General features: G+C 64.8%; 17 protein-coding genes and 1 pseudogene. 10 read left to right on the plus strand and 8 right to left on the minus strand.

Translation table 11 applies throughout. From position 1 onward, the window contains the following. Nucleotides 1-262 (plus strand): annotated as a pseudogene (locus E8F06_RS12110) (phage infection protein); the annotation flags it as partial. A 321-nt stretch (nt 263-583) separates the two neighbouring features. Here E8F06_RS12110 and E8F06_RS12115 read toward each other — a convergent pair. Both E8F06_RS12115 and E8F06_RS12120 read right to left on the minus strand, forming a co-directional pair. Continuing rightward, nucleotides 584-874: a hypothetical protein gene (locus E8F06_RS12115; RefSeq protein ID WP_280367381.1), complete on the minus strand. Its 291-nt coding sequence runs from the start codon at nt 872-874 to the stop codon at nt 584-586. 85 nt (nt 875-959) lie between these two features. Next, nucleotides 960-1283: a hypothetical protein gene (locus E8F06_RS12120; RefSeq protein WP_280367383.1), complete on the minus strand. Its 324-nt coding sequence runs from the start codon at nt 1281-1283 to the stop codon at nt 960-962. A gap of 187 nt (nt 1284-1470) precedes the next feature. On the opposite strand from E8F06_RS12120, the gene E8F06_RS12125 reads away from it, so the two are divergent. Next, on the plus strand, nt 1471-1701 hold the full coding sequence (locus E8F06_RS12125) for a DUF2789 domain-containing protein (protein WP_280367385.1): 231 nt from the start codon (nt 1471-1473) through the stop codon (nt 1699-1701). Between the two features lie 49 nt (nt 1702-1750). Here E8F06_RS12125 and E8F06_RS12130 read toward each other — a convergent pair whose 3' ends face one another. Next, nucleotides 1751-2494 (minus strand): SDR family oxidoreductase, encoded by a 744-nt coding sequence (locus E8F06_RS12130; RefSeq protein WP_280367387.1) that lies wholly within the window; start codon nt 2492-2494, stop codon nt 1751-1753. Nucleotides 2495-2620: 126 nt separating this feature from the next. Between E8F06_RS12130 and E8F06_RS12135 the strand changes: the two genes are divergently transcribed. Together E8F06_RS12135 and ptrC are read left to right on the plus strand one after the other, a co-directional pair. Beyond that, on the plus strand, nt 2621-3532 hold the full coding sequence (locus tag E8F06_RS12135; RefSeq protein WP_280367390.1) for a LysR family transcriptional regulator: 912 nt from the start codon (nt 2621-2623) through the stop codon (nt 3530-3532). A 190-nt stretch (nt 3533-3722) separates the two neighbouring features. Beyond that, nucleotides 3723-3917, plus strand: a complete 195-nt coding sequence (ptrC, locus tag E8F06_RS12140; RefSeq protein WP_151133456.1) for a type III secretion system co-regulatory protein PtrC — start codon at nt 3723-3725, stop codon at nt 3915-3917. 18 nt (nt 3918-3935) lie between these two features. Here ptrC and E8F06_RS12145 read toward each other — a convergent pair whose 3' ends face one another. From E8F06_RS12145 to E8F06_RS12160, 4 genes are all read right to left on the minus strand, one after another. Then, nucleotides 3936-6179 carry a xanthine dehydrogenase family protein molybdopterin-binding subunit gene (locus tag E8F06_RS12145; protein WP_280367393.1) on the minus strand — a complete coding sequence of 748 codons (2244 nt, stop codon included), beginning with the start codon at nt 6177-6179 and terminating at the stop codon, nt 3936-3938. An 11-nt stretch (nt 6180-6190) separates the two neighbouring features. Then, nucleotides 6191-6649: a (2Fe-2S)-binding protein gene (locus E8F06_RS12150; RefSeq protein ID WP_190834118.1), complete on the minus strand. Its 459-nt coding sequence runs from the start codon at nt 6647-6649 to the stop codon at nt 6191-6193. Between the two features lie 101 nt (nt 6650-6750). Then, nucleotides 6751-7680 (minus strand): AraC family transcriptional regulator, encoded by a 930-nt coding sequence (locus E8F06_RS12155; RefSeq protein ID WP_280367397.1) that lies wholly within the window; start codon nt 7678-7680, stop codon nt 6751-6753. Nucleotides 7681-7877: 197 nt separating this feature from the next. Beyond that, nucleotides 7878-8900, minus strand: coding sequence for a zinc-dependent alcohol dehydrogenase family protein (locus E8F06_RS12160; RefSeq protein WP_280367399.1), 1023 nt, complete (start codon nt 8898-8900; stop codon nt 7878-7880). A 162-nt stretch (nt 8901-9062) separates the two neighbouring features. Between E8F06_RS12160 and E8F06_RS12165 the strand changes: the two genes are divergently transcribed. The 6 genes from E8F06_RS12165 (at nt 9063) to E8F06_RS12190 (ending at nt 17827) form a co-directional block, all read left to right on the plus strand. Beyond that, nucleotides 9063-9980: a LysR family transcriptional regulator gene (locus E8F06_RS12165; protein WP_280367401.1), complete on the plus strand. Its 918-nt coding sequence runs from the start codon at nt 9063-9065 to the stop codon at nt 9978-9980. A gap of 1002 nt (nt 9981-10982) precedes the next feature. Next, nucleotides 10983-12227, plus strand: coding sequence for a multidrug efflux RND transporter periplasmic adaptor subunit MexE (mexE, locus tag E8F06_RS12170; RefSeq protein WP_280367403.1), 1245 nt, complete (start codon nt 10983-10985; stop codon nt 12225-12227). Between the two features lie 11 nt (nt 12228-12238). Continuing rightward, the gene (locus E8F06_RS12175) at nt 12239-15427 is read left to right on the plus strand and encodes an efflux RND transporter permease subunit (protein WP_280367405.1); all 3189 of its coding nucleotides are present in this window, start codon (nt 12239-12241) and stop codon (nt 15425-15427) included. Next, nucleotides 15424-16818 (plus strand): TolC family protein, encoded by a 1395-nt coding sequence (locus tag E8F06_RS12180; protein WP_280367408.1) that lies wholly within the window; start codon nt 15424-15426, stop codon nt 16816-16818. The genes E8F06_RS12175 and E8F06_RS12180 overlap by 4 nt, the downstream gene beginning before the upstream one ends. A gap of 215 nt (nt 16819-17033) precedes the next feature. Further along, a complete protein-coding gene (locus E8F06_RS12185; protein ID WP_280367410.1) occupies nt 17034-17225 on the plus strand; it encodes a hypothetical protein in 192 nt (63 codons plus the stop codon). Nucleotides 17226-17371: 146 nt separating this feature from the next. Further along, nucleotides 17372-17827: a hypothetical protein gene (locus E8F06_RS12190; RefSeq protein WP_280367412.1), complete on the plus strand. Its 456-nt coding sequence runs from the start codon at nt 17372-17374 to the stop codon at nt 17825-17827. Between the two features lie 6 nt (nt 17828-17833). Here E8F06_RS12190 and E8F06_RS12195 read toward each other — a convergent pair whose 3' ends face one another. Beyond that, entirely contained in the window at nt 17834-18196 is a 363-nt protein-coding gene (locus E8F06_RS12195; RefSeq protein ID WP_280367414.1) for a DUF3509 domain-containing protein, read from the minus strand. Between the last annotated feature and the right edge of the window lie 386 nt (nt 18197-18582).

Raw genomic sequence — 18582 nt, forward strand, 5'->3', positions numbered from 1 at the left:
CCGCACTGGCGCCAACCGCGTTGCCGAAGGTGGTGCCGACCGCACTGGCGCCAACCGCGTTGCTGAAGGTGGTGCCGACCGCACTGGTGCCAACCGTGTCGCCGAAGGTGGTGCTGACCGCACTGGTGCCAACCGCATCGCCGAAGGTGGTGCTGACCGTACCGGTGCCAACCGTGTCGCTGAAGGCGGTGCCGATCGCACTGGTGCCAACCGTATCGCCGAAGGCGGTGCTGACCGTACTGGCGCCAACCGCATCAGCTGATCCCGGAGCACCGTTCAGAGGCAGGCAATCACGATGTATGCAATCCCTCGAAAGGCAGAAGGCGCCACTTGTGGCGCCTTCTTCATTTTTGCGGAACGAAAAACCGATCTACCTGTGGGGGCGATTTCAATCGCCAGGCGGACCGCAGGTGACCTCGGCGACGTAGGATGGGTGGAGCTTGCGATACCCATCAGCCTTGTCCGCATGGGTATCGCTCCGCTCGCGGAGCGCCGCCCTTAGCGAATGAATTCGCCCCCAACAATCGATAGCCCGCGCTGGGTGATAAGCACTCTCCACCCGGCCGCACCGAATACATCGCCCCTACTTCACCAGGCTCAGGCGCTTGTCAGTGAACACGCAGATCACCCCCGCCTCGTTGTACATGACCGGGTGATTGAAGTCGCAATACGCCGCCGCCACGCTCAGCGGCAGGGACTGGTTGACCGCCTTGCCCGCCTTGAACCAGGACATCTGTCCGGACTTGCACAGCTTGGCCTCGGCATCGGTGCTGTAAGTGCAGAGCACCGCCTGGTCGATGGGTTCCTCTTTCATGCAACCAACCAGCGGCAAGGCCACCAGGCCAACGAGCGCGAGTTTTTTCAAAGGGGTCATGGATAGCTCCGTAGTGGGATGATCCGCCGAATCTGCGGACCCAGGGCCTTTGATCCATGGCCCCGTGCCAGGTTCCGCGGCAGGATCAGGTATAGCCGGTGTACAGCAGCATTCCCCAGGACATCAGGAAGATCGCTGCCAGTCCAACCAGATAATAGACACCCGCCAGCAACAGCCTGGTGGCGAGTGGGCGGGGTGAGTCGTGGATCAGCGGAAGCGCCGAAATGGCCGGCACCAGGAACATGCCGAAGGTGCTCAGACTGGAGTTGAACAACCAGTTGATCTGGAAGAATTCGTGAAGCAACTGGGCGAGGAAGATGAACAGCACAGGGGACCAGACCGGAGCGACCAGCAACAGGGCCTCCACCGGATCCCGAAAAGGATGTTTCTGCTCGCTATGGACGCCCATTTCGCCCCCTGTTCAGGTGGCCCAAGGTTCTTTTGAAACATTTTGTGTGAGGCTAGCCAAGCCTGCTACCAGTGCAAGCCCGCGCCGGTCGTAGCCGACATGCTGCCGCCCGGCGGTCATGGTCGGTACAGGGTCTATAGTCGTTGGAGGTCTTTTTTCCCGTTCAACGCCCTACCGGAGCCCCGCCATGGATACCAGCCATCATTCCCTCAGCGCCCTCTTCGACCAGCTCGGCCTGCCTTCCGACAAGAGCGGGATAGAGCGTTTCGTCGCGAACCACCGCCTGGCGGTGGGACAGCCCCTGCCGGATGCGCCGTTCTGGAACAAGTCCCAATCCGCCTTCCTGCGTGATGCCCTCGTGGAGGATTCCGACTGGACCGAGGAAGCCGACGAACTGGCGGTGCTCCTGAGCAAATGAGCGGAACGAAAAAAGGCGGCCACAGGGGCCGCCTTTTTCATGCCGCAGATCAGAAGTCCTGGAGCGTGGGTCGCAGTACCACTTCGCTGATGTCCACGTCGGCCGGCTGTTCGATGGCGTAGGCGATGGCCCGCGCCACGGACTCGGCCGGAATGGCCATCTTGTAGAACTCGCCCAGGGCCTGGCTGCTTTCCTCGTGGGAGCTGCCGTGCTTCAGCTCGGAGTCCACCGCGCCGGGGGAGATCACCGTGGTGCGGATGCTGCCACCGACCTCATGGCGCAAACCTTCGCTGATGGCGCGTACCGCGAACTTGGTGGCGCTGTAGACCGTGCCACCCGGGCTGAACACCTTGATGCCGGCCACGGAGGCGACGTTGATGAAGTGCCCGCTACCCTGCTTGCGGAACAGCGGCAGCGCCGACGCCACGCCGTGGAGTACGCCCATGACGTTGATATCGAACATGCGCGACCACTCGTCGACCTTGACCTCGTCCATGGGCGCGATGGCCATCAGACCGGCGTTGTTCACCAGCACATCGACACGGCCGAAGCGCTGGACCGCGCCTTCGATCAGCGCGGCCACCTGCCTGGCGGAGGTGACGTCGGTGGCGATGGCCAGGGCTTCGCCGCCAGCGGCTTCGATTTCGGCGACCAGGCCCTGCAGGCGCTCGACCCGACGCGCACCGAGTACCACCTTGGCGCCCAGGGATGCCAGGTGGCGGGCGGTGGCTTCACCCAGACCGCTGCTGGCACCGGTAATGACCACGACCTTGGTGGAAATGTTGTTGCTCATGAGGGCACTCCCAGGAAGCCCGGAGTCGGGATGAATCCGGTAACTGGGCGCCAGTATCGGGAAGGTCTTGCCGTCACTGAATGGAATAGTCAGGATTTTGAAATTCCACAAAATGGAACACCGAACATGTTCAATCGCATCGAACTGCTGCGCATCCTCTGTGTCGCCGCCGAAACCCCGAGCTTCCGCGAAGCCGCTACCCGCCTGGGTGCCTCGCCGCAAACCGTGACCCGCGCCATCAAGGACCTCGAAGACCAGTTCGGCGAACCGCTGTTCCACCGCAGCACCCGCCACGTGCAGATCACCGCCTTCGGCGAGCGTCTCGCCAGCCAGGCCCGCGAAGCCCTGGCCGGCCTGGATCAGCTGTTCCAGCAACATGGCGGCAAGCGCGAAGAGGAGCTGGCCGGGCGCGTGGGCATCGCCGCCCCCCGTTCAGTCGGGCGGCGCTTCCTGCTTCCCGTGCTGGCGCAGATCGCCCGCGAGCATCCGCGCATCCATTTCGACATGCGCCTGTCCGACCAGCTCACCGATTCGGTCGAGCAGCAGATCGACCTCGGCGTACGCATCGGCTTCATCCGCGACCGTCGCTACATCGCGCGGGCGGTTGCGCAGATTCCGCTGCTGGTGGTGGGCACTCCGGAACTACTGCAGCGCCATGGCGCGCCGAAATCGCTGGACGATCTGCACCAACTGCCCACCACCGCGCTGATCGACAACAACACCGGCCGTGTCTGGCCCTGGATGTTCGCCGACGGACAACAGATCCAGCCGGCCAACGCCGCGTTCTGCACCGACGACCAGGAAAACGAAGTGGAGGCCGTACTGGCCGGCATCGGCTTCGGCCAGTTACCCATCTACCTGGCCGAACCGCACCTGCGTGCGGGCCGTCTGGTGCCCGTGTTGCAGGACCAGGCGCCGCCGCCCTGGGAGATGTTCATCTACCGCCCGCAGCAGGGCCCCGTACCGTCCCGGGTGAGGCTGGTGCACGACCTGCTGGTGCAGCACCTGTCCGATCCGAACTTCGTGCCGCAGGGCTGACTTCCGTTAGCGCGTAGGGTGGGCTTCAGCCCACCATCGCAGGTCAGCGTGGGCTAAAGCCCACCCTACAAGGCTCCGGGCCATCGACGGGAATGATGTTCACCATCACCCCCTTTCAATTCCGCGCTGGATGCACCGGCATCACTATCGCTCCATCGGCCTTGCGGCCAACCGGAACGAGATCAACGCCATGTCTGCCGACCCTCGAATCAGCGACAGCCTGTACCAGGTCACCCACGTGACCCTCGATGAACTCCGCCTGCACTTCGAAACCGAAGTGGTGGTCAGCCTGGATGACGGCCGCCTGGCCGTGCGCGAGGCCCCGACTCCAGTGGCGGAGCGCAAGGCCCTGCGCGAACTGATCTACGCCAGCCAAGCCGCCTGATTCCTTCGGCAGCCTGTATCAGGCCTGCTGCACCTGCCGAGGCAGCGGCAGCTTGTAGATGCGCTGCCCCACGGCCGCATAGATCGCATTGGCCACCGCCGGCGCGATCGGTGGTACCCCCGGCTCCCCTACTCCGGTCGGCGCTTGCGCCGATGGCACGATGTGCACCTCCACCACCGGCATCTCGTTGATCCGCAGCACCTGGAAGTCGTGGAAATTGGATTGCTCGACCACACCTTCCTTCAGGGTGATGGCGCCGTGCAGCGCAGCCGCCAGGCCGTAGCCGATCCCGCCTTCCATCTGCGCGCGGATCACATCCGGATTGACCGCCAGGCCGCAATCCACCGCACAGACCACCCGGTCCACCTTGAAGCTTCCGTCCGCCTTGACCGTCACCTCCGCGACCTGGGCGACGAAGGAGCCGAAGGACTCGTGCACGGCAATGCCGCGACCACGTTTTTCACCCTCCGCTCCCGGCTTCAGCGGCTGGTCCCAGCCGGCTTTCTGCGCGGCCAGCTCCAGCGCGCCGAGATGGCGTGGCTTCTTGCCCAGCAAGTCGTGGCGGTACGTGTAAGGGTCCTTGCCGGCAATAGTGGCCGCCTGGTCGATCAGGGTTTCCACCGCGTAGGCGGTATGGGTATGACCCACCGAGCGCCACCATTGCACCGGGACGCTGATGTCGTCCGGCGTATGCAGCTCCACCTGCAGGTTGGGCACCGCGTAGGACAGGTTGGCCGCTCCCTCGACCGAGGTGTGGTCGATGCCTTCCTTCACCATCGCTCCCTCGAAGGCCGTGCCCTTGAGGATGGACTGGCCCACCACGCGCTGGTGCCAGCCCTGCAACTTGCCTTCGCTATCCAGCGCCAGGCGGGCACGGTGCAGGTAGGCAGGGCGGAAGAAACCGCCGTGGGTGTCATCCTCGCGGGTCCAGACCAGTTTCACCGGCACCTCGTGCCCCTTGGCTCGGGCCGCCTTGGCGATGGCCACGGCCTCCAGCAGGTAATCCGACTGCGGATTGGCACGACGGCCGAAACTGCCTCCGGCGTAGAGCTGGGTCAGGCTGACCTTCTCCACCGGAATGCCCAGGTACTTGGCAATGGCCAGTTGGTCCACCGTCTGGAACTGCTCGCCGTTCCACACATCGCATTGGCCGGCGGAAATCTTCACCAGGCAGTTCATCGGTTCCATGGCGGCGTGGGCCAGATAGGGGAACTCGTAGTCGGCCTCGATCAACTTGGCCGGCTGGGCCAGGGCTGCCGCGATGTCGCCCTGCTTGCCAGCGATAAGCCCTTCCTTGCTCGCTGCCTCGCGGTAACGGGCGAAGATCTCTTCGCTGCCGAGCTTGAATGCCTTGCTTTCGTCCCACTCCACCACCAGGGCGTCACGGCCCTGGCGCGCGGCCCAGGTGTTCTTCGCCAGCACGGCCACACCGGCCCGGCCGTGGGGCGTGTCCTTGAACTCCACCACCTCGACTACGCCGGATACAGCCTTGGCCTTGCTCGCATCGACAGACTTCGGCACGCCACCGAAACGCGGCGGATAGGCGACCACCGCCACCAGCATGCCGGGCAGCTTGAAGTCCTGGGTGAAGGTGGCGCTGCCGTCGGTCTTGTCGGCGCTGTCCTTGCGGGACAAGCGCTCCTGGCCGATCAGCGTGAATTCCTTGGGCGATTTGAGCTTCACCTCGCTCGGCAGCGGTTGGCGCGCCGCGGCTTCGGCCAATTCGCCGAATCCGGCCTGCTTGCCGGATGCGGCATGGCTGACCACGCCCTTGCTCACGCTGATCTCTGCAGCCGACACCTTCCATTGCTCGGCGGCAGCGGCCACCAGCATGGCGCGGGCACTGGCACCCGCCTTGCGCATCTGCTCGAAGGAGTTGGCGATGGCCGAGCTGCCGCCGGTGCCCTGCATCGGGCCGAAGGCTAGGTTGTTGTAGAGCGCGGCGTTGGCTGGTGCGCCCTCGACGCGCACCTGGCTCCAGTCGGCATCCAATTCCTCGGCCAGCAGGGTGGCCAGACCCGTGTAGGTGCCCTGCCCCATCTCCACATGCTTGGCGAGGATGGTCACGCTGCCATCTCCGGCGATACGGACGAAGGCGTTGGGCGCAAAGGGTTCGGCGGTGGCAGCCAGCGCTTCGCCACCCCGCAGCAGCGGTGCGAAGGCAATGCCGAGGGCGAAGCCGCCGCTGCCCTTGAGGAAGGTGCGCCGGCTGACATTGAGAATGCCGCTGGCCGCCCGGGTTTCGGTTTCGAAGGTGCCCATGTCGATTCTCCTCAAGCCAGCGTGCCGGCGGCTTCATGGATGGCGGCGCGAATCCGCACGTAGGTGGCGCAGCGGCAGATATTGCCGCTCATGGCCGCATCGATATCGGCATCGCTCGGTTTTGGATTGCCCCGCAACAGCGCAGTGGCGGACATGATCTGCCCGGACTGGCAGTAACCGCACTGCACCACGTCGAGCTTGCGCCAGGCGGCCTGCACGGCCTTGCCCACCGGGTCTTCGCTCACGGCCTCGACCGTGGTGATCTTCTTGCCCACCACCGCCGAAACCGGCGTGACGCAGGAGCGGGTCGCCTGGCCGTCGATATGCACGGTGCAGGCGCCGCACAGGGCCATGCCGCAGCCGTACTTGGTGCCGGTCAGGTTGGCGACGTCGCGCAGGGCCCATAGCAGGGGCATGTCCGCAGGCACGTCGAGTTCGTGGTCCTTGCCGTTCAGGTTGAGAGTAATCATCAGGCTCACCACCTCTGTCTGGATGGTTCAGGAAAAGCCGCTCGGCAACGCCGAGGGCATTCAGGATAAGGATGGTCCAGGGCGCCCCTGCCGGGGCGGTTTCACGCCGACTGGCGCAGGCGCGCGATGTCCCGCACGGGCGGTGCGCCGAACAGCCGGCTGTATTCGCGGCTGAACTGCGATGGGCTTTCGTAGCCCACCCGGCCGCCGGCGCTGGCGGCGTCCAGGGCTTCCACCAGCATCAGCCGGCGCGCCTCCTGCAGGCGCAACTGCTTCTGGAACTGCAGCGGGCTCATGGCCGTCATCGCCTTGAAGTGGTGATGCAGCGCCGAAGCGCTCATGTTCACCTCGCTGGCCAGGCGCTCGATCTGCAGCGGCTGGTGAAAGTTCTTCCGCAACCAGTTCACCGCCCGGCCGATGCGGTGGCCCTGGGTGCCGCTGCTGGCGATCTGGCGCAGCTGCGCGCACTGCTCGCCGCGCAGCAGGCGGTAGAGAATCTCGCGGCGCACCAGCGGCGCCAGCGCGGGGATGTCTTCGGGGGTATCCAGCAGCCGCACCAGGCGCAGCACGGCGTCCTGCAACGAATCGCCCAATCCGCTGACCGACAGGCAGCGCGGACAGGATTGCGGCGCGGGCGTGGGAATCGGCAGCTCCATCAGCAGGGTGCTGATTTCCTTCGGGTCGAGTTCCAGACGCAGGCTGAGGAACGGCACTTCGGGGCTGGCTTCGGTGACCTGACCGATCACCGGTAGGTCGACGGACACCACCAGGTACTCCGACGGCCCGTAGTAATAGGTTTCGTCACCCAGCAACACTTTCTTGCGCCCCTGTACCACCAGGCCGAGGGCCGGCTCGTAAAGGCAGTGCAGCGGCTCGCTGGGCTGGGTGGCGCGATACAGGATGAGGCCCGGAATGGCAGTTTCCAACAGGCCGCCCTGGCGGGTGAATCGTTCAATGATCCGCACCAGTTCCTGCTGCTGGCGCGCGACGGAATCGGATTCCTGAGTGGCGAGGAATGCATGTGCATTCATGGTTTGGACCCTCGGGGAAGATGGGCCAACTCTACCCATGGCTTGCAGGCTCGTCTCGCGCCTGGCAGTGGTTCAGGAGGATCAGGCAATAATCCAGCAGGATTCGGCTATCGACCCGGCCGCCTCGCGCGGCACACTGCCCAACATTCCACAACAAGACAGATTCGGGGCGGACCCAACGGCCCGCCCCGCCTTCCTCAGTCGGCAACCTTCATCACCACACGCCCACCTGCTGGGCAGGTTTCCATGTGACGGTTGGCCTCAACGAAGTCCTCGAACGCGAATACGCGATCAATCGGAGGCTTCAACAGATGATCACGGGTCATCTGGTTGATATGGTCCAGCGCCCGCTTGACCGAAGCCTCATTAGCCTCGATGCCCAACTCCGGAGAACCGGTGAAGTCGAGTACGCAATGACGATAGAACTGCAGATGTTTCTTGAACGCGGCGCAGGCCGGGAACGCGGTGTCGTTGCCGCCGTTGCAGCCATAGACCACCAGCTTGCCGCGCTGCGCGGCGACGTCGCCCAGAAGCTTCATCTGCTGGCCGGCGCACTGGTCCAGGACCACTTCGACGCCTTTGCCCTGGGTGAAGCGCTCGACTTCCAGGACCAGGTCCTGCTCCTCGGTGACGATGATCTTGTCGGCACCCAATTGCTTGAGGAAGGCACGGCTTTCCGGGTAGCTGGTGGAGGCGATGACCTTGGCACCCAGCGCCTTCGCCAACTGGACGGTCTGCGGCGCCAGACAGTGCCCAGCCTCGGTGACCAGGACGTGCTGACCAGGCTTCACGCCGCCCAAGTCGACCAGGGCGAAATAGGCCATCAGCAGTGCCGTGTAATGAATGCTGGCTTCCTCCGGCGTCAGCGCGTCGGGATAGGCAACCAGGCCGCTACGCGGCATCAGGACCAGGTCGCCCCAGGCCGGATGCTGGCTCGGCGTGCTGGCCGGGAAACTGGCAACGGGCGTACCGACAGCCAGGTCTTCAACGCCCTCGCCAACGGCTTCCACGATGCCGGCCATCTCGGAACCAAGGCCGGAAGGTAATTTCGCCGCCTGTTCGGCCGCCAGGTTCTGCCGCCAGAGCACGTCCCTCCAGCCCACACCCAGGGCCTGGGTACGCACCAGCACTTCACCCGGCCCCGGAACGGGGGTCGGCAGCTCATCCAGTTGGAGGACTTCGGGGCCTCCGAACTGATGGAAACGGATCATGCGGGACATCACATACCTCGCCTGTTGACTCTTCATAGCCACGGACTCTATCCGGGCTTTATCCACAAAACCACCCGCAGCCATTGATAGTTGTCATAAACGGCGATGATGTGAGCCTTGACGACCGGACCGGGGAATTGCACCTTTCACACATTAATTACGGATGATTCCATGAACCGGAACGACCTGCGAAGAGTTGACCTCAACCTTCTTATAGTGTTCGAGACGCTCATGCATGAGCGCAGCGTGACACGAGCAGCGGAAAAGCTCTTCCTCGGCCAGCCGGCGATCAGCGCGGCGCTGGCGCGACTGCGCACCCTGTTCGACGACCCGCTGTTCGTCCGTACCGGCCGCAGCATGGAGCCCTCGGCGCGGGCCGTGGAAATCTTCGCCCTGCTCTCCCCGGCCCTGGACTCTATCTCCACCGCCGTCAGCCGCGCCGCCGACTTCGACCCGGCCACCAGCAACGCGGTTTTCCGCATTGGCCTGTCGGATGATGTGGAATTCGGCCTGCTCCCCGCCCTGCTGCGCCGCATGCGCGCCGAAGCGCCCGGCGTGGTGCTGGTGGTGCGGCGCACCAACTATCTGTTGATGCCCAACCTGCTGGCATCTGGCGAAATATCAGTCGGCGTCGCCTACACCGATGAGTTGCCGGCGAACGCCAAGCGCAAGACCCTGCGTCGCTCCAAGTCCAAGGTGCTGCGCGCCGACTCGGTGCCCGGCCCCCTGAGCCTCGACGACTACTGCACTCGCCCCCACGCCCTTGTGTCCTTCGCCGGTGATCTGGGTGGCTTCGTCGATGAGGAACTGGCCAAGGTAGGCAAGACCCGCAAGGTGGTGCTCGCCGTGCCGCAGTTCAATGGCCTCGGCACCCTGCTCGCCGGCACCGATCTGGTGGCCATGGTGCCGGACTACACCGCCGCCGCCCTGACCGCTGCTGGCGGCTTGCGCGCCGAAGACCCGCCGCTACCGGTGCAGTCCTTCGAGCTGTCCATGGCCTGGCGCGGCGCCCAGGACAACGACCCCGCCGAGCGCTGGCTGCGTTCGCGTATCCAGATGTACTGCGGCGATCCGGATAGCCTGGAATAGCCCCCGCCTGCACTTCTGTTGCTTTTCCTGTGGGGGCGAATTCATTCGCCAAGCAGGCCGAAGGTATGCCCATCAGACTCTCAGGGGATGCTCCGCATCCCTTGGCGATTGAAATCGCCCCCACAAGGTTCGTGCCGGGGATTGACCCCCAGCAACGTCGCCGCTTATCCCTGTAGGGGCGAATTCATTCGCCAAGCAGGCCGGAGGTCTGCCCATCAGACGCTCAGGGGATGCTGCGCATCCCTTGGCGATTGAAATGGCCCCTACAAGGTTCGTACCTGGGATTGGCCTCGAGCAACCGCGCAGCTTTCCTGTAGGGGCGAATTCATTCGCCAAGCAGGCCGAAGGGCTGCCCATCAGACTCTCAGGGGATGCTGCGCATCCCTTGGCGATTGAAATCGCCCCCACAAGGTTCGTGCCTGGGATTGGCCTCGAGCAACCGCGCCGCTTTTCCCTGTAGGGGCGAATTCATTCGCCAAGCAGGCCGAAGGTCTGCCCATCAGACCCTCAGGGGACGCTGCGCATCCCTTGGCGATTGAAATCGCCCCCACAAGGTTCGTGCCGGGGATTGACCCCCAGCAACGTCGCCGCTTATCCCTGTAGGGGCGAATTCATTCGCCAAGCAGACGGAGGGGCTGCCCATCAACCATCCAGGGGGATGCTGCGCATCCCTTGGCGATTGAAATCGCCCCTACAAGGTTCGTGCCGGGGATTGGCCCCGAGCAACCGCGCCGCTTTTCCTGTAGGGGCGAATTCATTCGCCAAGCAGGCCGAAGGTCTGCCCATCAACCATCCAGGGGGCTGCTGCGCAGCCCTTAGCGAATGAATTCGCCCCCACAATATTCCCCGGCCGCCTTACCGCCCCGCATCATCAACGAATCCATAACTCCCCCCTGATCAATCACTTCCAGTGATATTCATCTTCAGGGCATTCGATTCGTCTGGTCGAATCCCAGCTTGCAGACTCCGCCCATTCATAAAACCAATTGGCGGAGCTGTCCCATGGAAGCACTTCACAAGAATCTCTGGCGTTACCCACTTACCCTTGCGGCAGCAGTGGTACTGGTCGCCTGTGGCAAGGCACCGGAAGCCAACCTCAACCACGCAGCCCCCAAAGTCTCCGTTGCCGAGGTGATCGAGCAGCCCCTCAACGAGTGGGATGAGTTCACCGGTCGCCTGGAAGCCCCGGAATCCGTCGAAATCCGTCCGCGCGTCTCCGGCTACATCGACCGCGTGGCCTTCGACGAAGGCAGCCTGGTGAAGAAAGGCGACCTGCTGTTCCAGATCGACCCGCGCCCCTTCGAGGCCGAGGTCAAGCGCCTGGAGGCCCAGCTGCAACAGGCCCGCGCCAACCAGGGCCGTGCCGCCAACGAAGCCCGCCGCGGCGAGCGCCTGCGCCAGACCAACGCCATCTCCGCCGAACTGGCCGACGCCCGCACCACTGCCGCTGTCGAAGCCCAAGCCGCCGTTGCCGCCACCCAGGCCGAACTCGACAACGCCAAGCTCAACCTCAGCTTCACCCGCGTGACCGCGCCCATCGATGGCCGCGTCAGCCGTGCCGAAATCACCGAAGGCAACCTGGTCAACGCCAGCCAGTCGCTGCTCACCTCGGTGGTGTCCACCGACAAGGTCTACGCCTACTTCGACGCCGACGAGCGCGCCTTCCTCAAGTACGTGGAACTGGCCCGCAAGACCGGCTCCGACACCCGCGCCGCCAGCCCCGTCTACATGGGCCTGTCCAGCGAAACCGGCAACCCGCACCTGGGCCAGCTGGACTTCCTCGACAACCAGGTCAACCCGCGCACCGGCACCATCCGTGGCCGCGCCGTGTTCGACAACAAGGATGGCCGCTTCACCCCCGGCCTCTACGCCCGCATCAAGCTGGTGGGCAGCGAGACCTACCCCGCCGCACTGATCAAGGACGAAGCCATCGGCACTGACCTCGGCAAGAAATTCGTCCTGGTGCTCGGTGACGACAACAAGGTGAATTACCGCTCCATCGAGCTGGGTCCGAAGCTGGAAGGCCTGCGCATCGTCCGCAACGGCCTGGCCAAGGGCGAGACGATCGTCGTCAACGGCCTGCAGCGCGCCATGCCGGGTGCCCCGGTGGAACCGGAAGCCGTGCCCATGGCCGACGAAGCCACCCTCGACCAGTTGGCCCGCCTGCGCCAGTCCGTGGAAGAGCGCGACGCCCCGCGCGTTGCCGAGCAGAACGCCACCAAACCTTCCGTCGGTCCGCGCGGCTGAGGTAGCACGACATGAATTTTTCCCAGTTCTTCATCCAGCGGCCGATCTTCGCCGCCGTGCTGTCGCTGCTGATCCTGATCGGCGGCGCCATCTCGCTGTTCCAGCTGCCCATCAGCGAATACCCCGAAGTGGTTCCGCCGACGGTAGTGGTACGCGCCACCTTCCCCGGCGCCAACCCCAAGGTGATCGGTGAAACCGTCGCCTCGCCATTGGAGCAGGCCATCGTCGGCGTGGAAGGCATGCTCTACATGTCCTCCCAGGCCACCGCGGACGGCAAGCTGACCCTGACCATCACCTTCGCCCTGGGTACCGACCTGGACAACGCGCAGGTGCAGGTACAGAACCGCGTGACCCGTACCGAGCCCAAGTTGCCGGAGGAAGTCACCCGGATCGGCATCACGGTCGACAAGGCCTCGCCCGACCTGACCATGGTCGTGCACCTGACCTCGCCCGATAACCGCTACGACATGCTCTACCTGTCCAACTACGCCGCGCTCAACGTCAAGGACGAGCTGGCGCGCCTGGACGGCGTGGGTGACGTGCAGCTGTTCGGCATGGGCGACTACTCCCTGCGTGTGTGGCTGGACCCGAACAAGGTGGCCTCACGCAACCTGACCGCCACTGACGTGGTCAACGCCATCCGCGAACAGAACCGCCAGGTGGCCGCAGGCGCCCTCGGTGCACCGCCATCCAACGCCGGCAACAGCTTCCAGCTCTCGATCAACACTCAAGGCCGCCTGGTCACCGAGGAAGAGTTCGAGAACATCATCATCCGTTCCGGTGAAGACGGCGAAATCACTCGCCTGAAGGACATCGCCCGTGTCGAGCTGGGCTCCAGCCAGTACGCCCTGCGTTCGCTGCTGAACAACCAGCCGGCCGTAGCCATTCCGGTATTCCAGCGCCCCGGTTCCAACGCCATCGAGATTTCCGATGCCGTCCGGGCACGCATGGCCGAGCTGAAGCAGAACTTCCCCCAGGGCATGGACTACGAAATCGTCTATGACCCGACCATCTTCGTGCGCGGCTCCATCGAGGCGGTGGTCCACACCCTGCTCGAAGCCATCGTGCTGGTGGTGCTGGTGGTGATCCTGTTCCTGCAGACCTGGCGCGCCTCGATCATCCCGCTGGCCGCCGTGCCGGTATCGCTGATCGGTACCTTCGCGGTGATGCACCTGTTCGGCTTCTCGTTGAACGCCCTGTCGCTGTTCGGCCTGGTGCTGGCCATCGGCATCGTGGTGGACGACGCCATTGTTGTGGTGGAGAACGTCGAGCGGAACATCGGCCTCGGCAAATCCCCCATCGACGCCACCCGTCAGGCCATGAAGGAAGTGACCGGCCCGATCATCGCCACCGCCCTCGTGCTGTGCGCCGTGTTCGTGCCCACCGCCTTCATCTCCGGCCTCACCGGGCAGTTCTACCAGCAGTTCGCGCTGACCATCGCCATTTCCACGGTGATCTCGGCCTTCAACTCGCTGACCCTGTCGCCGGCCCTGGCCGCCGTGCTGCTGAAAGACCACCACGCACCGAAGGACCGCTTCTCCCGCGTGCTCGACAAGCTGTTCGGCGGCTGGCTGTTCGGCCCGTTCAACCGCATGTTCGAACGCGCAGGCGGTGGCTATGTCGGCACCGTGCGCCGTGTGCTGCGCGGCAGCAGCATCGCCCTGGTGGTGTACGGCGGCCTGCTGGTGCTCGGCTACCTGGGCTTCTCCAGCACCCCGACCGGCTTCGTACCGCAGCAGGACAAGCAGTACCTGGTGGCCTTCGCCCAACTGCCGGACGCCGCCACCCTGGACCGCACCGAGGCCGTGATCAAGCGCATGTCGGAGATCGCCTCCAAGCATCCGGGGGTGGAGAACACCGTGGCCTTCCCGGGCCTGTCCATCAACGGTTTCACCAACAGCCCGAACAGCGGCATCGTGTTCACCCCGCTCAAGCCCTTCGATGAGCGCAAGGACCCGTCCATGTCCGCCGGTGCCATCGCGGCCGAGCTGAACAAGCAGTTCGCCGACATCCAGGACGCCTACATCGCGATCTTCCCGCCGCCCCCGGTACAGGGCCTCGGCACCATCGGCGGCTTCCGCCTGCAGGTCGAGGACCGCGGCAACCTGGGCTACGAGGAGCTGTACAAGCAGACCCAGAACATCATCGCCAAGGCGCGCCAACTGCCGGAGCTGAACCCCATGTCGGTGTTCACTAGCTACCAGGTCAACGTGCCCCAGGTGGATGCTGCCATCGACCGCGAGAAGGCCAAGACCCACGGCGTGGCCATCAGCGACATATTCGACACCATGCAGGTGTACCTGGGTTCGCTGTACGCCAACGACTTCAACCGCTTCGGCCGCACCTACCAGGTCAACGTCCAGGCAGAGCAGCAATTCCGCCTGGAGCCCGAGCAGATCGGCCAACTGAAGGTGCGCAACAACCGTGGCGAGATGATCCCGCTGTCCACCTTCGTCAAGGTGGAGAACAGCGCAGGTCCTGACCGCGTGATGCACTACAACGGCTTCATCACCGCCGAGATCAACGGCGCTGCGGCCCCCGGCTACAGCTCCGGCCAGGCCGAAGCGGCGATCGCCAAGCTGCTGGACGAAGAACTGCCCAACGGCATGACCTACGAGTGGACGGACCTGACCTTCCAGCAAATCCTCGCCGGAAATACCGCGGTGTTCATCTTCCCGCTCTGCGTGCTGCTGGCCTTCCTGGTGCTGGCCGCCCAGTACGAGAGCTGGAGCCTGCCGCTGGCGGTGATCCTGATCGTGCCGACCGTGCTGTTTTCCGCCATCACCGGGGTGATCCTGGCCGGTAGCGACAACAACATCTTCACCCAGATCGGCCTGATCGTACTGGTGGGCCTGGCGTGCAAGAACGCCATCCTCATCGTCGAGTTCGCCAAGGAGAAACAGGAAGAAGGCCTGGACCGCATCGCTGCCGTCCTGGAAGCCTGCCGCCTGCGTCTGCGCCCGATCCTGATGACCTCCATCGCCTTCATCATGGGTGTGGTGCCCCTGGTGATCTCCTCCGGCGCCGGCGCGGAAATGCGCCATGCCATGGGTGTAGCGGTGTTCAGCGGGATGATCGGCGTGACCTTCTTCGGCCTGCTGCTGACCCCGGTGTTCTATGTCCTGATCCGTGGCTTCGTCGAAAAAGGCGAAGCCCGCAAGGCCGCCCGCGCCCAGAAACTGAAGGAAGCCCACGCATGATGTACAAGGCTTTTGCCCCTGCCCTGCTGGCACTGGCGCTCTCCGCCTGTGCCGTAGGCCCGGACTACAAGGCCCCTGAAAGCGAGCCCGCGCGGCTCGCCTCGGCGGACGCCGTGAAAGTCGACCGTTCACGCTTCGAGAGCCTCTGGTGGCAGCAGTTCGACGACCCGACGCTGAACCAGCTGGTGCAACAGTCGCTCCAGGAAAACCGTGAGCTGCGCGTGGCGTTCGCCCGCCTCAAGGCCGCCCGCGCCATCCGCGATGACGTCGGCAACGACCAGTTCCCGGTGGTCACCGCCGGTGCCAGCGCCGAGATCGGCAAGGGCCAGCAACCCGGCCTCACTGAAGAGCGGGTCAACAACGAGCGTTACGACCTGGGCCTGAACATGGCCTGGGAACTGGACCTGTTCGGTCGCATCCAGCGGCAGATCGAAGCCAGTGAAGCGGAATCCGACGCGGCCCAGGCCGACCTGCAACAGCTGCAGGTGAGCCTGATCGCCGAGCTGGTGGACGCCTACGGCAACCTGCGCGGCGCCCAACTGCGTGAACGGATCGCTCGCGACAACCTGGAGAACCAGCGCGAATCCCGAGCCCTGACCGAGCAGCTGCGCGATGCCGGCGTCGGCAGCGAACTGGATGTGCTGCGTGCCGATGGCCGCCTGGCCGCCACCGAAGCCAGCGTGCCGCAACTGCAGGCCGAGGAAGCCCGCGCCCGCAACCGCATCGCCACCCTGCTTGGCCAGCGCCCGGAGCAGCTGACCGTGGACCTGTCGCCCAAGCCGCTGCCGGTGATTGCCAAGGAACTGCCCATCGGCGACCCGGCCGAGTTGCTGCGTCGCCGTCCGGATGTCCGCTCCGCCGAGCGCCAGTTGGCCGCCGCCACCGCTGGTGTGGGCGTGGCTACTGCCGACCTGTTCCCCCGCGTAAGCCTTTCCGGCTTCCTCGGCTTCACCGCCGGGCGCGGTTCGCAGATCGGTTCCTCCGCCGCCCGCGCCTGGGCCGTGGCGCCGACCATTTCCTGGGCGGCCTTCGACCTCGGCAGCGTCCGGGCTCAGATCCGCGCCTCCGAAGCCGACGCCGAGGGCGCGCTGGCCAGCTACGAGCAGCAGGTGCTGCTGGCCCTGGAAGAGTCGGAGAACGCCTTCAGCGACTACGGCAAGCGCCAGGAGCGGCTGGTGTCCCTGGTTCGCCAGTCGGAAGCCACCCGCGCCGCCGCCGAACAGGCTGCAACGCGTTATCGCGAAGGCACCGTGGACTTCCTCGTGCTGCTGGACGCCGAACGCGAGCGGCTGGCCGCCGAAGACGCCCAGGCCCAGGCCGAAACGGATGTCTATCGCGGCATCGTCGCCATCTACAAGGCCCTCGGCGGCGGCTGGCAGCCGCAGGCCTGACCCTTTCCTCCCTTGCCCGGCCTCCCCCGGCCGGCAACTTCACCCCGCGGAGTCGAGCTCCTCACCGTGGGGCTTTTTATTCAGGTCCGCGTGGGCATCCGCGGGCGACCGGCAACGCCGGCCACCCAGGCCCACGGACCGTTTCAAGGACGGATGCAACGAATTCGGAGATTGCTCTGGATACCCCAACCCTTGATCTCGACAGGAGACCAACCATGAAAACCCTGATCACTACCGCCACCCTGCTTGCCGTAGCCCTTTCCACCGGTAGCGCAATGGCCTCGGGCGGCGCCGAGCGCACCACGGCCCGCATCGAGAAACGTCTCGCGCAGATCGAGCAGAAGCGCAAGGCACAGGAAGAAGTCGCGCAGCAGAAAGAACTCGCTGAAAAAGCCAAACGCAGCTGAGCTGCTGGGAAGGGACAGGGTCGCCTGTCCCTTCTCGCCTGTTGCACGAGCGCCTGGTCCCACCTCCACGACCGTCGGCGCCACCCCTCTTGCCCGTGCGGCTTCCGCCGGCTAGCGTCATCCCGACTTCAGACGACGCCAGCGCCATGCCCACCGACGCCCAGATCCTCGCCAGCATCGATGCCGCCTTCGGCGACAGTCCGCGCCCAGAGCACTTCACCCATTACCGTCACTGCTGCGAATGCGCCGAGCATGACGAGCTGTTGCGCAGCCGCAACCGCGACACCCTGCAGCATGCCGATGTCGGCAACGCCGGCTGGGACCCGATCTGCTTCTGCTCGCCCGAAGGCATCGCCTATTACTTCCCTGCCCTGGCGCGCTTCGCCCTGGCCGAGCCGGTACCAGAACTGGACTGGTACGGCTGGCAGATGGTCTTCCACCTCGACTACGGCGGCGCGGAAAACGCCTTCTTCCAGCACTGTGCCCCTGACCAGCGCCAGGCGGTCGCCGGACTGCTGGCGCACCTTCTGGAAAGCCGTACCGGATTGCTGGAAATGGACGCCGACAGCGCCTTGCGCGCCCACGGCGTCTGGGGTGGCTGACGCTCCTCAGGTCGCCTGCGTCCGGCGACGCTGCTGCTCCAGAGCTTCCTTGCGCCGAGTCACCAGGGTCTTGGCTGCCGTCAGGTGAACGGGGCCACCCTGATAGGTCGGCAAATCGCGGGACACCCAATCGATGCCCTTGTCGTGCCAGTGCACTTCTCCGGCTTCCAGTTTCAGGTCCCGTTGCAGCTCGTGAATCACCTGGCGTACGCGCTCATCGCTGTAAAAGGCCTCGCTGTCGATCGCCTTGCGCACGGGCTTGCCATCCTGCCCCACCAGGGTGAGCAGCAGCGAACCATCAGGGCGCGGCTGGACAGTTACCTGGTGCTGCGGGAAGGCATCGTAAAAGGCGGTGAATGGCAGCTTCATCGGGGACCCTCCTGTCTGGTGGTCACATCCCTGTACCTAGCGAGGGCCGTGCCCGAACCCATATTTCAGGTGATTTCATTGGAAATCAGCCACATGGCCCCGAGCTTCCAGAATGAGTAGCGGGAAAGTTGCACGATTGCCCCGTATCGCGTCATGCAGGATGCATGAAACCGGATTGCGAAAAGCATGGAGGCCCTGAGCCCACCTGTTGCCAGCACGTCCGATTCCTGCGAAAAGGCTGCCCGCGAATGGCCACACGCAACCAACGAATCCTGGTTCACGATCGTAGGGTGCGCCGCGCGCACCGGCACATTGCGGCAATGCCGGAGACTAATGACCACGTCCACAGGGGGTGGTTTTCCACGTTCAAATCAAGGAGCACACCC

This window comes from Pseudomonas sp. BN411, from assembly GCF_029871235.1.
Taxonomy (GTDB): Bacteria; Pseudomonadota; Gammaproteobacteria; order Pseudomonadales; family Pseudomonadaceae; genus Metapseudomonas.

Excerpts from the sequence above, each read along its gene's own strand:
- E8F06_RS12115 (WP_280367381.1), bottom strand. The coding sequence starts at position 874 with ATGACCCCTTTGAAAAAACTCGCGCTCGTTGGCCTGGTGGCCTTGCCG.
- E8F06_RS12120 (WP_280367383.1), bottom strand. The coding sequence starts at position 1,283 with ATGGGCGTCCATAGCGAGCAGAAACATCCTTTTCGGGATCCGGTGGAG.
- E8F06_RS12125 (WP_280367385.1), top strand. The coding sequence starts at position 1,471 with ATGGATACCAGCCATCATTCCCTCAGCGCCCTCTTCGACCAGCTCGGC.
- E8F06_RS12130 (WP_280367387.1), bottom strand. The coding sequence starts at position 2,494 with ATGAGCAACAACATTTCCACCAAGGTCGTGGTCATTACCGGTGCCAGC.
- E8F06_RS12135 (WP_280367390.1), top strand. The coding sequence starts at position 2,621 with ATGTTCAATCGCATCGAACTGCTGCGCATCCTCTGTGTCGCCGCCGAA.
- ptrC (WP_151133456.1), top strand. The coding sequence starts at position 3,723 with ATGTCTGCCGACCCTCGAATCAGCGACAGCCTGTACCAGGTCACCCAC.
- E8F06_RS12145 (WP_280367393.1), bottom strand. The coding sequence starts at position 6,179 with ATGGGCACCTTCGAAACCGAAACCCGGGCGGCCAGCGGCATTCTCAAT.
- E8F06_RS12150 (WP_190834118.1), bottom strand. The coding sequence starts at position 6,649 with ATGATTACTCTCAACCTGAACGGCAAGGACCACGAACTCGACGTGCCT.
- E8F06_RS12155 (WP_280367397.1), bottom strand. The coding sequence starts at position 7,680 with ATGAATGCACATGCATTCCTCGCCACTCAGGAATCCGATTCCGTCGCG.
- E8F06_RS12160 (WP_280367399.1), bottom strand. The coding sequence starts at position 8,900 with ATGTCCCGCATGATCCGTTTCCATCAGTTCGGAGGCCCCGAAGTCCTC.
- E8F06_RS12165 (WP_280367401.1), top strand. The coding sequence starts at position 9,063 with ATGAACCGGAACGACCTGCGAAGAGTTGACCTCAACCTTCTTATAGTG.
- mexE (WP_280367403.1), top strand. The coding sequence starts at position 10,983 with ATGGAAGCACTTCACAAGAATCTCTGGCGTTACCCACTTACCCTTGCG.
- E8F06_RS12175 (WP_280367405.1), top strand. The coding sequence starts at position 12,239 with ATGAATTTTTCCCAGTTCTTCATCCAGCGGCCGATCTTCGCCGCCGTG.
- E8F06_RS12180 (WP_280367408.1), top strand. The coding sequence starts at position 15,424 with ATGATGTACAAGGCTTTTGCCCCTGCCCTGCTGGCACTGGCGCTCTCC.
- E8F06_RS12185 (WP_280367410.1), top strand. The coding sequence starts at position 17,034 with ATGAAAACCCTGATCACTACCGCCACCCTGCTTGCCGTAGCCCTTTCC.
- E8F06_RS12190 (WP_280367412.1), top strand. The coding sequence starts at position 17,372 with ATGCCCACCGACGCCCAGATCCTCGCCAGCATCGATGCCGCCTTCGGC.
- E8F06_RS12195 (WP_280367414.1), bottom strand. The coding sequence starts at position 18,196 with ATGAAGCTGCCATTCACCGCCTTTTACGATGCCTTCCCGCAGCACCAG.